General features: G+C 70.6%; 13 protein-coding genes. All 13 read left to right on the top strand.

Annotated features, from left to right (window positions below; all coding sequences use genetic code 11):
- The first annotated feature begins 55 nt into the window (after positions 1–55).
- The gene (gene aroC / locus SOM11_RS03180) at positions 56–1,276 is read left to right on the top strand and encodes a chorismate synthase (RefSeq protein WP_192060310.1); all 1,221 of its coding nucleotides are present in this window, start codon (positions 56–58) and stop codon (positions 1,274–1,276) included.
- Entirely contained in the window at positions 1,273–1,785 is a 513-nt protein-coding gene (locus SOM11_RS03185; RefSeq protein WP_320477173.1) for a shikimate kinase, read from the top strand. The genes aroC and SOM11_RS03185 overlap by 4 nt, the downstream gene beginning before the upstream one ends.
- Positions 1,782–2,876 (top strand): 3-dehydroquinate synthase, encoded by a 1,095-nt coding sequence (aroB, locus tag SOM11_RS03190; protein WP_320477174.1) that lies wholly within the window; start codon positions 1,782–1,784, stop codon positions 2,874–2,876. The genes SOM11_RS03185 and aroB overlap by 4 nt, the downstream gene beginning before the upstream one ends.
- A 103-nt stretch (positions 2,877–2,979) precedes the next feature.
- Positions 2,980–3,540, top strand: a complete 561-nt coding sequence (efp, locus tag SOM11_RS03195; RefSeq protein ID WP_055797347.1) for an elongation factor P — start codon at positions 2,980–2,982, stop codon at positions 3,538–3,540.
- Between the two features lie 18 nt (positions 3,541–3,558).
- Positions 3,559–3,969: a transcription antitermination factor NusB gene (gene nusB, locus SOM11_RS03200; protein ID WP_192060312.1), complete on the top strand. Its 411-nt coding sequence runs from the start codon at positions 3,559–3,561 to the stop codon at positions 3,967–3,969.
- Between the two features lie 121 nt (positions 3,970–4,090).
- On the top strand, positions 4,091–4,663 hold the full coding sequence (gene pyrR, locus SOM11_RS03205) for a bifunctional pyr operon transcriptional regulator/uracil phosphoribosyltransferase PyrR (protein ID WP_192060313.1): 573 nt from the start codon (positions 4,091–4,093) through the stop codon (positions 4,661–4,663).
- The gene (locus SOM11_RS03210; protein WP_192060314.1) at positions 4,660–5,616 is read left to right on the top strand and encodes an aspartate carbamoyltransferase catalytic subunit; all 957 of its coding nucleotides are present in this window, start codon (positions 4,660–4,662) and stop codon (positions 5,614–5,616) included. Before pyrR ends, SOM11_RS03210 begins: the two co-directional genes overlap by 4 nt.
- Positions 5,613–6,986 (top strand): dihydroorotase, encoded by a 1,374-nt coding sequence (locus tag SOM11_RS03215; RefSeq protein ID WP_320477175.1) that lies wholly within the window; start codon positions 5,613–5,615, stop codon positions 6,984–6,986. Before SOM11_RS03210 ends, SOM11_RS03215 begins: the two co-directional genes overlap by 4 nt.
- Positions 6,983–7,501, top strand: a complete 519-nt coding sequence (locus tag SOM11_RS03220) for a hypothetical protein (protein WP_192060316.1) — start codon at positions 6,983–6,985, stop codon at positions 7,499–7,501. The genes SOM11_RS03215 and SOM11_RS03220 overlap by 4 nt, the downstream gene beginning before the upstream one ends.
- Entirely contained in the window at positions 7,498–8,667 is a 1,170-nt protein-coding gene (carA, locus tag SOM11_RS03225) for a glutamine-hydrolyzing carbamoyl-phosphate synthase small subunit (protein WP_192060317.1), read from the top strand. The genes SOM11_RS03220 and carA overlap by 4 nt, the downstream gene beginning before the upstream one ends.
- On the top strand, positions 8,667–11,942 hold the full coding sequence (gene carB, locus SOM11_RS03230; protein ID WP_320477176.1) for a carbamoyl-phosphate synthase large subunit: 3,276 nt from the start codon (positions 8,667–8,669) through the stop codon (positions 11,940–11,942). Before carA ends, carB begins: the two co-directional genes overlap by 1 nt.
- The gene (gene pyrF / locus SOM11_RS03235; protein ID WP_320477177.1) at positions 11,939–12,811 is read left to right on the top strand and encodes an orotidine-5'-phosphate decarboxylase; all 873 of its coding nucleotides are present in this window, start codon (positions 11,939–11,941) and stop codon (positions 12,809–12,811) included. Before carB ends, pyrF begins: the two co-directional genes overlap by 4 nt.
- Positions 12,799–13,713 (top strand): guanylate kinase, encoded by a 915-nt coding sequence (gene gmk / locus SOM11_RS03240; protein WP_192060320.1) that lies wholly within the window; start codon positions 12,799–12,801, stop codon positions 13,711–13,713. Before pyrF ends, gmk begins: the two co-directional genes overlap by 13 nt.
- The last annotated feature ends 38 nt before the right edge of the window (positions 13,714–13,751 follow it).

The raw sequence follows: 13,751 nt of genomic DNA on the forward strand, positions 1-13,751 counted from the left end.
AGCGCCCCCGGTCGACGGACCGGGGGCGCTCTCGTGCTGTGGGAGGATTGCTCCCATGCTTCGTTGGTTGACCGCAGGGGAATCTCACGGCCCCGAGCTCATCGCCGTCCTCGAGGGCCTCCCCGCGGGGGTGCCCGTCTCGTCGAGCGCGATCAAGGCCGATCTGGCCCGTCGACGTCTCGGCTACGGCCGCGGCTCGCGCATGAAGTTCGAACAGGACGAGCTGCACATCTCCGGCGGCGTCCGTCACGGCCTCACGATGGGCGGCCCGGTGGCGTTGCGCGTCGGCAACACCGAGTGGCCCAAGTGGGTCGAGGTGATGAACCCCGAGCCGGTCGAGATCGGCGACGCGTCGCGCGGGCGCAGTGCGCCCCTGACGCGGCCGCGTCCAGGCCACGCCGATCTCGTCGGCATGCAGAAGTACGACTTCGACGAGGCCCGACCGATCCTCGAGCGCGCCAGCGCCCGCGAGACGGCCGCGCGAGTGGCCCTCGGCGCCGTCGCCCGCTCGTTCCTGTCCGAACTCGGCATCGAACTCGTCAGCCACACCCTCTCGATCGGGCCGGTCCGCGTGCCCGACGGCTCACCGCTGCCGCTGCCGTCCGACCTCGACCGTCTCGACGACGACCCCCTGCGCTGCTTCGACGAGGCGACGAGCGCGGCCATGGTCGACGAGGTCGAGTCCGCCAAGCGCGACGGCGACACCCTCGGCGGCGTCGTCGAGGTGCTCGCCTACGGCGTCCCTCCTGGTCTCGGCTCGCACGTCCACTGGGACCGCCGTCTCGACTCCCAGCTCGCCGCCGCCCTGATGGGCATCCAGGCCATCAAGGGAGTCGAGGTGGGCGACGGCTTCGAGACCACCAGGAGGCGCGGGTCGGTCGCGCACGACGAGCTGCACCGCTCCGGCGGAGTCATCTCGCGAGACACCGACCGTGCAGGCGGCACCGAGGGCGGCATGAGCACGGGAACGGTGCTCCGGGTCCGCGCCGGCATGAAGCCCATCGCGACCGTGCCGCGTGCTCTCGCCACGATCGACGTGACGAGCGGCGAGGAGTCCAAGGCGCACCACCAGCGCTCCGACGTCTGCGCAGTCCCCGCGGCAGGCGTGGTCGCCGAGTCGATGGTCGCGCTCGTGCTCGCCAACTCGGTGCTCGAGAAGTTCGGCGGCGACTCGCTGGGCGAGACCGCCCGCAACCTCCGGGGCTACCTCGACGCCATCCCCGAGAACCTCCGCACCGGGTCCGCCCCCGAGCAGCCCGAGTCCGCCGGCCTGTGAGGCGCCGTCCTGTCGTGCTGATCGGCCCGATGGGTGCTGGCAAGACGAGCATCGGCAAGAAGCTCGCCCGCCGACTCGGCGCCGGGTTCGCCGACAGCGACCGGGTCGTCGTGCAGCGTCACGGTGCCATCGCCGACATCTTCGACGCCGAGGGCGAGTCCGCCTTCAGAGCGAAGGAGCGCGAGGTCGTCTCCGAGTTGCTGGCGTCCGACGGGGTCGTGTCGCTCGGCGGGGGAGCCGTCCTCGACCTGTCGACCCGCGCCTCCCTGGCGGATCTCCCGGTCGTGATGCTCTCCGTGAGCGAATCCGCCGTCGAGTCCCGCCTGTCGGGCAGCCACCGTCCGCTGCTCAGCCGAGGCGGCATGGACGCCTGGCGGCTCATCGCGGCCGAGCGCGAGCCCCTGTACCGCGACCTCGCGTCCGTGGTCGTCGACACGTCCCACCGCCCGGTCTCGAGGGTCGTCGACGACATCGTGACCTGGCTCGACCCCGAAAGAGGAAACCCGTGACCGATCCGCAGCCCACCACCACCACCACCATCCGGGTCGGCGGCGACGCGCCGTACGACGTGCTCGTCGGGCGGGGCCTCGTGGCCGGTCTGCCACGGCTCCTCCCGCCGCAGGCGAAGAAGGTGCTGATCGTGCACGCGCCGACCCTCGGTCGGAAGGCCAACGAGGTCCGCGAGACGCTGGTCGAGGCGGGCTACGAGGCGCTCATCGCCGAGGTGCCCGATGCGGAAGACGCGAAGCGCGTCGAGGTGGCCGCCTTCTGCTGGCAGGTGCTCGGCCAGGCGGACTTCACCCGGACGGACGTCGTCCTCGGGCTCGGCGGCGGCGCGATCACCGATCTCGCCGGCTTCGTCGCCGCGACCTGGCTGCGCGGCGTCGCTCTCGTCCAGGTGCCGACGAGCGTGCTGGGGATGGTCGACGCGAGCGTCGGCGGCAAGACGGGCATCAACACGGCGGAGGGGAAGAACCTCGTCGGCGCGTTCCACCCGCCGATCGCCGTCCTGGCGGACCTCGACATGCTCGACACCCTGTCGAAGAACGAGATCCTCGCCGGTTTCGCCGAGATCGTGAAGGCGGGGTTCATCGCCGAACCCGAGATCCTCGACATCGTCGAGGCCGACGTCGACCGCGCGACCGACCCGTCGACGCCGGAGTTCCGGCGGGTGGTCGAGCTGTCGATCGCCCTCAAGGCGCGGGTCGTCGGAGAGGATCTCACCGAGCAGGGTCTCCGCGAGATCCTGAACTACGGTCACACGCTGGGGCACGCGGTCGAGCACGCCGAGCGCTACCAGTGGCGTCACGGCGCCGCCGTCTCGGTCGGCATGGTCTTCGCCGCCGAGCTCGCCCGATTGACCGGCCGGCTGTCCGACGACGCCGTCGACCGTCACCGCCGCATCCTCGAGTCCCTGACCCTGCCCGTGAGCTACCCGCTGGGTCGCTGGAACACCCTCCTCGCGACGATGCAGCGCGACAAGAAGGCCCGTGCGGGCATGCTCCGATTCATCGTCCTCGACGGGATCGGCAAGCCGACGGTCATCCAGGGCCCCGATCAGAGCCTCCTCTTCGCGGCCTACCAGGAGATCGGGTCCTGACCCGGGCGGGGTTCCGCTCCGAGTCCGCGCTCGACGGGTCCGCTACACTCGTCGATGGCCTCATCCGGCCGACACCCACCGACTCCGAACGGACCCCGCGCGCATGGCGACTACAAACGACATCAAGAACGGTGCCGTCCTCAACCTCGACGGCCAGCTCTGGAACGTGATCGAGTTCCAGCACGTCAAGCCGGGCAAGGGTGGCGCGTTCGTCCGCACGAAGATGAAGAACGTCATGTCGGGCAAGGTCGTCGACAAGACGTTCAACGCCGGCACGAAGATCGACTTCGCCAACGTCGACCGTCGCGAGTTCACCTACCTCTACGCCGAGGCCGACGGCTACGTGTTCATGGACACCAGCGACTACGACCAGATCAACGTCCCTGCGACGGTGGTCGGCGACGCGAAGAACTTCATGCTCGAGAACCAGAACGTGCAGATGGCCCTCCACGACGGCACGCCGCTCTACATCGAGCTGCCCGCGTCGGTCATCCTCGAGGTCACGTACACCGAGCCGGGTCTGCAGGGCGACCGCTCCACGGGCGGCACCAAGTCGGCGACGGTCGAGACCGGCTACGAGATCCAGGTCCCGCTGTTCCTCGAGAACGGCACCAAGGTCAAGGTCGACACCCGCGACGGCAGCTACCTCGGCCGCGTCAGCTAGTCCGGGTCGTCCACAGCAGTGAGTGCCCGCACCAAGGCGCGCAAGCGCGCCCTCGACGTCCTGTACGTCGCCGACATCCGCGAGATCAGCATGACGGACGCCCTCGTCATGGAGACCACCCGGGCCATGGGCCAACCCGAGCGCAGCTCGAGCTGGGGTTACGCCCGCGAGATCGTCCAGGGGGTCATCGACCACCGCTCGGAGATCGACGAGCTCATCGAGACGTACTCGCAGGGCTGGTCCCTCAACCGGATGCCCACGCTCGACCGGGCCATCCTGCGCATCGGCATCTGGGAGCTCGGTCACAACGACGAGATCCCCGACCACGTCGCCATCAGCGAGGCCGTCGAGCTGGCTCAGTCGCTCAGCACCGACGACTCCGCCGTCTTCGTCAACGGTCTGCTCGGCCGCATCGCCGCCAGCAGCTAGGCTGGTCCGAACCGAGGGGCCGTAGGGCGACCGCACGGTCGCCGGGCCTCTCCGCAGCTCCACCATCCCGACATCCGACATCCTTTAAGTTCCGTCCAGAGAGGCGGGGAAGGGGGTCCGATTGAGCACCCGTACCGTGCTGAGTCAGGCTGACATCGCGCGCGCTCTGACGCGCATCTCCCACGAGATCCTCGAGTCGAACCGGGGCGCCTCCGGCCTCGTCGTGCTCGGCATCCCGACCCGTGGCGTCGTCCTCGCCGAGCGCATCGCCGAGTCTCTGGCGACGATCTCGGGCGAGCCGATCCCGGTCGGGTCGGTCGACGTGACCATGTACCGCGACGACCTCCGCAGCCAGCCGACCCGCGCCTCCCGGCCCACGTCGCTGCCCGTCGGCGGCATCGACGGCAAGACCGTCGTCCTGGTCGACGACGTCCTGTACTCAGGGCGGACGATCCGGGCGGCGCTCGACGCCCTGAGCTCGCTCGGCCGGCCGCGTGCGGTCCGCCTCGCCGTCCTCGTCGACCGGGGCCACCGCGAGCTGCCGATCCGGGCCGACTTCGTGGGCAAGAACCTGCCGACCTCGACCGCGGAGCGGATCTACGTCCGGCTCGCCGGCGTCGATGCGGACGAGCTGGTCGCCATCGAAGGAGGCGCGGCGACAGAGGGTGCCGTCGGCGCGGGTGCTCACGCATGAGGCACCTGCTCAGCACCTCCGACCTCGGACTCGACGATGCCCTGCGCATCCTCGACATCTCGGAGGACATGGCCGACGTCAGCACCCGCGAGGTCCGCAAGCTGCCCACGCTGCGCGGGACGACGGTCGTCAACCTCTTCTACGAAGACAGCACACGCACGCGCATCTCCTTCGAGGCCGCGGCGAAGCGACTCAGCGCCGACGTCATCAACTTCGCGGCGAAGGGCTCGAGCGTGTCGAAGGGCGAATCCCTGAAGGACACGGCGCAGACGCTCGCCGCGATGGGCGCCGACGGCATCGTGATCCGGCACCCGTCCTCCGGGGCTCCCCGGGTGCTCGCCGACAGCGGCTGGGTGGACGCGGGCATCGTCAACGCCGGCGACGGCACGCACGAGCACCCGACCCAGGCGCTGCTCGACGCGTTCACGATGCGACGCCGGGTCCACGGCGCCGCGAGTCGGGGTCGCGACCTCGACGGTCTGCGGGTCGTCATCGTCGGCGACATCCTGCATTCGCGGGTGGCCCGGTCGAACGCCTGGCTGCTGCGGACGCTCGGCGCCCAGGTCACGGTGGTCGCGCCTCCCACGCTCCTGCCCGTCGACGTCAGCCGATTCGGCGTCGACGTCCACTACGACCTCGACGAGGCCCTGTTCCAGGTGCGACCCGACGTGGTCATGATGCTGCGCATCCAGCAGGAGCGGATGAACGAGGCGTTCTTCCCGAACGCCCGCGAGTACGCCCGCGCCTGGGGGCTGAGCGCCGCACGGTTCCGTGCGCTGCCGCCGGAGACCGTCGTGATGCACCCCGGGCCGATGAACCGCGGTCTGGAGATCAGCGACGAGGCCGCCGACTCGCCGCGATCGACCGTCCGCGAGCAGGTCGCCAACGGCGTCGCCGTGCGCATGGCCGTGCTCTACCTCACACTCGCCGGCGACCGGGAGGACTCCCTGTGACCACCACCCAGATCATCCGCGCCGTCGAGACCGTCGACGGCGACCGCACCGACGTCCTCGTCCGAGACGGCGTGGTCGTCGAGCTCGGCACGCGTCTCAGCGCCGTCGGGGCCACCGTGGTCGACGCCGACGGGCTCCTCGTCCTGCCGGGTCTCGTCGACCTCCACACGCACCTCCGGGAGCCGGGCGGCGAGGGCAGCGAGACCGTTCTGACCGGCTCGCGTGCCGCCGCCGCGGGGGGCTTCACCGCGGTCAACGCGATGGCGAACTCGTCGCCGGTGGCCGACACCGCGGGGGTCGTCGAGCAGGTGCAGGCGCTCGGCGACCGGGCCGGGTACGTGACCGTCCGACCGATCGGCGCCGTGTCGCGGGGTCTCGAGGGGACGCACCTCTCCGAGATCGGCGCCATGGCCCGATCCCGCGCCGCCGTCCGGGTGTTCTCCGACGACGGCCACTGCGTGAGCGACCCCCTGCTGATGCGTCGCGCGCTCGAGTACGTCAAGGGCTTCGGGGGAGTCGTCGCGCAGCACGCCCAAGAACCACGACTGACCATCGGCGCCCAGATGAACGAGGGGGCGCTCTCGGCCGAGCTGGGTCTCGCCGGGTGGCCCGCTGTCGCGGAGGAGGCGATCATCGCGCGCGACGTGCTCCTCGCCGACCACGTCGGTGCCCGGCTGCACGTCTGCCACGTCTCGACGGCCGGCAGCGTCGAGGTGATCCGCTGGGCGAAGTCCCGGGGCATCGACGTCACGGCCGAGGTCACGCCGCACCACCTGCTGCTCACCGAAGACCTGGTGGCCGGGTACGACTCGCGGTACAAGGTCAACCCCCCGCTTCGCGGGAAGGACGACGTGCAGGCCCTCCGCTCGGCCCTCGCGGACGGCACCATCGACATCGTGGCCACGGATCACGCGCCGCACACCTCCGAGGCGAAGTGCTGCGAGTGGGACGCCGCGGCGAACGGCATGGTCGGCCTCGAGACGGCCCTGCCCGTCGTCCAGCACACGATGGTCGACACGGGGCTCATCGGCTGGGGCGACGTCGCGCGCATCATGTCGACGACCCCGGCCGTCATCGGTCGGGTCTCGGGGCAGGGGCGACCCCTCGCCGTCGGAGAGCCCGCCGAGCTGACCCTCTACGATCGGAGCGTGACGCGCACCTTCTCCGCCGAGCACCTCGCGGGCAAGAGCACCAACTCGCCGTTCATCGACCGCGTCCTGCCGGGCCGCGTCGAGGCCACCTTCCATCAGGGCTACGCCACCGTCGAAGGCGGCGCGGTGGTCGAGACCGAGACGATCGCGCGTGCCGCCGCGGCCGTGGCGGCGCACCGGGTGTCGGTCGAGGCCACAGCCGGGGCGGAGACCCGATGACCTACTGGTGGATCGGCCTCGGAGTCCTCGTCCTCCTCGCGGCTCTGCTCTGGCAGATGGCGCGATCGTGGCGTGCCCGCGGCCGACGTCAATCCGACATCGCCCTCCCCGAGATCGCTCCCGACGGCCTCGGCACGCCGAGCATCGAGACCGACGGCTTCTACGTGGCCACGAGTCGAGCGGGCGATCCGCTCGACCGCATCGTCATCGGCGGGCTCGGCTTCCGCGGACGCGCGGGCGTCTCGGTCCATGTCGAGGGCGTCCGCCTCGAGATCGCGGGCGAACCGGCGAAGCTGATCCGCGCCTCCTCGATCCGCGACGTCGGCCGGGCCACATGGACGATCGACCGCGTCGTCGAAGAGGGCGGGCTCGTCCTCATCGCCTGGACCCTCGGCGAGACCGACGTCGACACCTACCTGCGCATCGTCGACGACCCCACCGCGGTCGTCGACGGCATCCGCGGAATCATCCCCACGGCCCCCCGGGCCGGAACCAGCACTGGAGAGAACCTGTGAGTGAAAAAGCCGTCCTCATCCTCGAAGACGGGTCGCGGTACGTCGGGCTCGCTTACGGCGCCGTCGGCCGCACCCTCGGCGAGGTGGTCTTCTCGACCGGCATGACCGGCTACCAGGAGACCCTGACCGACCCCTCGTACGCCGGGCAGATCGTCGTCATGACGGCCCCGCACATCGGCAACACCGGGGTTAACGACGAAGACCCCGAGTCGCGTCGCATCTGGGTGGCCGGCTACGTGGTCCGCGACGCCAGCCGCGTCGTGTCGAACCACCGGGCACAGGGCAGCCTCGACGACCAGCTCGTCGCCGACGGCGTCGTGGGCATCCGCGGCATCGACACCCGTGCCGTCACGCGGCGCCTCCGCGACGTCGGCTCGATGAAGGGCGGCGTCTTCAGCGGTGCCGACGCCGAGCTCGACCCGGCCGAGCAGCTCGCCCTCGTCGCTGCGGGCAGCGACATGCGCGGTCTCAACCTCTCGAGCCAGGTGTCCACGCTCGAGCCCTACGTGGTCCAGCCCGAGGGCGAGCGCATCGGCTCGGTCGCCGTCCTCGACCTGGGCGTCAAGACCTCGACCCTGCGCTACCTGGCCCAGCGCGGCTTCGAGGTGCACGTGCTGCCGCAGTCGACGACGCTCGACGAGCTGCGCGCACTCGCCCCCGACGCGCTCTTCTACTCGAACGGCCCGGGCGACCCGGCCGCGAGCGACACGCAGGTCGAGCTGCTGCAGGGCGCTCTCCGCGACGGTCTGCCCTACTTCGGCATCTGCTTCGGCAACCAGCTGTTCGGCCGGGCGCTCGGCTTCGGCACGTACAAGCTGCCGTTCGGCCACCGGGGCATCAACCAGCCCGTCCTCGACAAGACGACCAACCGCGTCGAGATCACCAGCCAGAACCACGGCTTCGCGGTCGACGCGCCCATCGACGGCGTGCTCGACTCGCCCGCGGGCTTCGGCCGGGTCGAGGTCAGCCACTACAGCCTCAACGACCAGGTCGTCGAGGGTCTGCGGGCCCTCGACATCCCCGCGTTCTCGGTCCAGTACCACCCCGAGGCGGCCGCCGGTCCGCACGACAGCAACCACCTCTTCGACCGCTTCCGCGAGGCGGTCGTCGCCCGCTCGCACGGCAAGTCCGTCGACTTCGGCTCCGACATCGAAAGCAGCATCTGATGCCCAAGCGCCCCGACATCAACTCCGTCCTCGTGATCGGCTCCGGGCCGATCGTCATCGGCCAGGCGGCCGAGTTCGACTACTCGGGAACGCAGGCCTGCCGCGTCCTCCGCGAAGAGGGGGTGCGCGTCATCCTGGTCAACCCGAACCCGGCCACGATCATGACCGACCCCGACTTCGCCGACGCCACGTACATCGAGCCGATCACCTCCGAGGTGCTCGAGGCGATCATCGTGAAGGAGCGCCCCGACGCGATCCTCCCGACCCTCGGCGGGCAGACCGCCCTGAACGCGGCCATCAAGCTCGACGAGGAGGGCATCCTCGCCAAGCACGGCGTCGAGCTGATCGGCGCGAAGGTCGAGGCGATCCAGAAGGGAGAAGACCGCCAGCTCTTCAAGGACCTCGTGCTCGAGTCGGGCGCCGACGTGGCCAAGTCGTACATCGCGCGCACCGTCGACCAGGCGGTCGAGTACGCCGAAGACCTCGGCTACCCTCTCGTGATCCGCCCCTCGTACACGATGGGCGGCCTCGGCTCCGGCTTCGCCTACACGCGCGACGAGCTCGTCCGCATGGTCACCGACGGTCTGCACCAGAGCCCCACCACCGAGGTGCTGCTCGAAGAGAGCATCCTCGGCTGGAAGGAGTACGAGCTCGAGATGATGCGCGACACGGCCGACAACACGGTCGTCGTCTGCTCCATCGAGAACGTCGACCCGGTCGGAGTCCACACCGGCGACTCGATCACCGTCGCTCCGGCCCTCACCCTGACCGACCGCGAGTACCAGAACCTCCGCGACATCAGCATCGACATCATCCGTCGGGTGGGCGTCGACACCGGCGGCTGCAACATCCAGTTCGCCATCGACCCGTCGAACGGCCGCGTCATCGTCATCGAGATGAACCCCCGCGTCTCGCGCTCCAGCGCGCTGGCGTCGAAGGCCACCGGGTTCCCGATCGCCAAGATCGCCGCGAAGCTGGCCCTCGGGTACCGGCTCGACGAGATCCCGAACGACATCACCAAGGTGACCCCCGCCTCCTTCGAGCCCACGCTCGACTACGTCGTCGTCAAGGTGCCGCGGTTCGCGTTCGAGAAGTTCCCCGCGGCCGACACGACGCTCAGCACGACCATGAAGAGCGTCGGCGAGGCGATGGCCCTCGGCCGCAACTTCACGCAGGCGCTGCAGAAGGCGCTGCGCTCGCTCGAGAAGCGCGGATCGAGCTTCCACTGGCAGGGCGCCCCCGGAGACAAGGAGGCGCTGCTCGCGTTGGCCGCGACGCCGACCGACGGTCGCATCGTCACCGTGCAGCAGGCCCTCCGCGCCGGTGCGACGGCGGACGAGGTCTTCGAGTCCACGAAGATCGACCCCTGGTTCATCGACCAGATCGTGCTGATCAACGAGGTCGCCGAGACGGTGGCCGCGACCGAGTCCCTCGACGCCGAGACGATCGCCTTCGCGAAGGACCACGGCTTCAGCGACGCCCAGCTGGGGCAGCTGCGCGGTCTGCCCGAGCAGCAGGTCCGTGACGAGCGGCACGCCCTCGGCGTCCGGCCCGTGTTCAAGACCGTCGACACCTGCGCGGGGGAGTTCCCGGCCCTCACGCCGTACCACTACTCGAGCTACGACTTCGAGACCGAGGTGGTCGCGAGCGACCGCCGCAAGGTGATCATCCTCGGCTCGGGCCCGAACCGGATCGGGCAGGGCGTCGAGTTCGACTACTCGTGCGTGCACGCCAGCTTCGCGCTGAGCGACGCGGGCTTCGAGACGATCATGATCAACTGCAACCCCGAGACCGTGTCCACCGACTACGACACGAGCGACCGCCTGTACTTCGAACCGCTCACCCTGGAGGACGTCCTCGAGGTGGTCCACGCCGAGAGCGCCAGCGGCGAGCTCGTCGGCGTCGTCGTCCAGCTCGGCGGTCAGACCGCGCTCGGTCTCGCCAAGGGCCTCGAGGCCGCCGGCGTCCCGATCCTGGGGACGAGCCCCGACGCCATCGACTCCGCCGAGGAGCGCGGGCTCTTCCAGGGCATCCTCGACGCCGCCGGGCTGCACGCCCCGAAGAACGGCACGGCCACCGACTACGAGACCGCCGTCGCGGTCGCGGAGGAGATCGGCTACCCCGTCCTCGTCCGCCCGTCGTACGTCCTCGGCGGTCGCGGCATGGAGATCGTCTACGACAGCCCCTCGCTGGCCGACTACTTCGTCCGGGTCGAAGACCAGGCCATCATCGGCCCCGATGCGCCGCTGCTGGTCGATCGGTTCCTGGACGACGCGGTCGAGATCGACGTCGACGCCCTCTACGACGGCACCGAGCTCTACGTCGGCGGCATCATGGAGCACATCGAGGAGGCCGGCATCCACTCGGGCGACTCGAGCTGCACGCTCCCTCCCGTGACGCTCGGCAAGGGCGAGATCGACCGGGTCCGTGCCGCCACCCTCGAGATCGCGCGCGGCATCGGCGTCTCCGGTCTGCTGAACGTCCAGTTCGCCATCGCCGCCGGCGTGCTCTACGTCATCGAGGCGAACCCGCGTGCGAGCCGCACGGTGCCCTTCGTCTCGAAGGCGCTCGGGATCCCGCTGGCCAAGGCCGCGTCGCTGGTCATGGTCGGACGCAGCATCCGCGAGCTCGTCGACGTCGGGCTGCTGCCGGCGAGAGACGGCTCGGACGTCCCGCTCGACTCGCCCATCTCCGTCAAGGAGGCCGTGCTGCCCTTCAAGCGCTTCCGCACGAAGGACGGCCAGATCGTCGACAGCGTGCTGAGTCCCGAGATGCGTTCGACGGGCGAGGTCATGGGGATCGACCGCGACTTCCCGCGGGCCTTCGCCAAGAGCCAGACCGCGGCCTACGGCGGCCTGCCCACCTCGGGCACCGTCTTCGTGAGCGTCGCCGATCGCGACAAGCGGGCGATCGTCCTGCCGGTGCTGCGCCTCCAGCAGCTCGGTTTCACGATCCTCGCCACCGAGGGCACCGCGACCGTGCTGGTGCGCAACGGCATCGAGGCGGACACCGTCGCGAAGTTCAGCGCGGGCGGCCACTCGGTCGTCGATCTGATCAACGCCGACGAGGTCGACATCGTGATCAACACGCCGAGCGGTTCGAGCGCCCGTGCCGACGGCTACGAGATCCGTGCGGCGACCGTCGCCGCCGACAAGGCGCTCTTCACGACCATCGCCCAGCTCGGTGCCGCGGTCGCGTCGATCGAGGCCGTCCAGACCGAGCTCGAGGTCACGAGCCTGCAAGACTACGGACTCGCGCGGGCGGCCCGACTGTGACGGCCGGGGCCTCGGCTCCGGCCTTCGGCGAGCGGCTCGGCGAGGTCTTCGACCGTCTCGGCCCGCTCTGCGTCGGCATCGATCCGCACCCGTACCTGCTCGACGCCTGGCGTCTGCCGGGCGGGGCGGCCGGGGCGCGCGACTTCGGTCTGCGGGTGGTCGACGCGGCGCACCGAGGAGGCGCGGGCATCGTGAAACCGCAGGTCGCCTTCTACGAGCGGTGGGGTTCGGCCGGCTTCGCCGCCCTCGAAGAGGTCCTGCACGCCGCGCGTCAGGCGGGGCTGCTGGTCATCGGCGATGCCAAACGCGGCGACATCGGCAGCACCATGGACGCCTACGGGGACGCCTGGTTCGATCCGGAATCGAGCCTCCGGGTCGACGCGCTGACGGTGTCTCCGTACCTCGGTCTCGGCTCCATGACCGGTCTGATCGCACGAGCCCGTCGCGCGGGTACGGGCGTGTTCGTGCTCGGCGCCACCTCCAATCCGGAGGCGCGGGTCACGCAGACGGCGCGGCGCACCGACGACGACGGCACGGTCTCGACCGTCGCGGGCGGTATCGTCGACGACGTGCTGCACGACAACCAGATCGCCGGAGAACCCCGGTTCGGCTCCGTGGGGCTGGTGCTCGGCGCGACGGTCGACCTCGTAGCCGCCGGCGTCGACCCCGACCGCTTGACCACCACGCCCGTCCTCGCGCCCGGGTTCGGGCACCAGGGCGCGCTCTACCGCGACATCCCCGCCCTCTTCGGCGCTGCGGGCCGTTCGGTCGTCGTCTCGACCTCCCGGGCGCTGCTCGAGCACGGTCCGTCCGACCTCGCCGACGCGATCCGTCGCGACTCCGACGAGATCCGCCGATGCCTCGTCTGACGCCGCCGCCCGTCGACCGCGCGGCCGCGGCCCGCGCCGCCGTCGCCGCCCGTCGGGGCCGGGCCGCCGTGAAGTCCGCGATCGCCGAGAGACGACGTCAGGCGCTCGACGTCGCCGAGACGGCGTGGGCCGGTGAGGCCACGGCACCCGAGGCCACCCTCCGCGTCCGCGAGCTGCTCACGAGCATCCCGGGGATCGGCCCGACCCGGGCGGCGCGCATCATGACCGATCTGGGCATCGCCGAGTCCAAGCGGGTCGGGGGTCTCGGAGTCCGGCAGCGACGCACGCTCGGAGACTGGCTGGCACATCGCGAGGCGCGCGGGCGGCTCCGATCGCGTCTGGTCGTCCTGGCCGGTCCGACGGCCGTCGGCAAGGGCACGGTCTCAGCTCACATCCGCGACAACTACCCCGACGTCCACCTGTCGATCTCGGCGACGACGCGGGCTCCGAGACCGGGCGAGGTCGACGGCGTGCACTACTACTTCGTCGACGACGCCGAGTTCGACCGGATGATCCGCGAGCGGGAGCTCCTCGAGTACGCGACCGTCCACAACTCGTACCGGTACGGCACGCCGCGCCCTCCGATCGACGCGGCGCTCCGCGACGGCCGCAGCGTGCTGCTCGAGATCGATCTGCAGGGGGCGCGTCTCGTCCGTGCGGCGATGCCCGAGGCCGTGCTCGTGTTCCTGCTCCCCCCCACCTGGGACGAACTGGTCCGTCGACTCATCGGCCGCGGCACGGAGGACGCCGCCGAGCAGCAGCGACGACTCGAGACCGCGAAGGTCGAGCTGGCCGCCCAAGACGAGTTCGACGTCAAGGTCGTCAACCACGACGTGGCCGAAGCGGCCCGAGAGGTCGTAGAATTGATGACTGCGTCCGACGACGCGCGACAGCGCGACTGATCGACGCCACGACTTCCCCCTCAGCCTGCCCGGTCGGC

It is taken from the genome of Frigoribacterium sp. CFBP9029 (assembly GCF_034045305.1).
In the GTDB taxonomy this organism is placed as follows: domain Bacteria; phylum Actinomycetota; class Actinomycetes; order Actinomycetales; family Microbacteriaceae; genus Frigoribacterium.

What these genes read in the sequence shown, in the direction of transcription:
- aroC (WP_192060310.1), top strand. Translation starts at nt 56, where the DNA reads ATGCTTCGTTGGTTGACCGCAGGGGAATCTCACGGCCCCGAGCTCATC.
- efp (WP_055797347.1), top strand. Translation starts at nt 2,980, where the DNA reads ATGGCGACTACAAACGACATCAAGAACGGTGCCGTCCTCAACCTCGAC.
- SOM11_RS03210 (WP_192060314.1), top strand. Translation starts at nt 4,660, where the DNA reads ATGAGGCACCTGCTCAGCACCTCCGACCTCGGACTCGACGATGCCCTG.
- SOM11_RS03220 (WP_192060316.1), top strand. Translation starts at nt 6,983, where the DNA reads ATGACCTACTGGTGGATCGGCCTCGGAGTCCTCGTCCTCCTCGCGGCT.
- carB (WP_320477176.1), top strand. Translation starts at nt 8,667, where the DNA reads ATGCCCAAGCGCCCCGACATCAACTCCGTCCTCGTGATCGGCTCCGGG.
- gmk (WP_192060320.1), top strand. Translation starts at nt 12,799, where the DNA reads ATGCCTCGTCTGACGCCGCCGCCCGTCGACCGCGCGGCCGCGGCCCGC.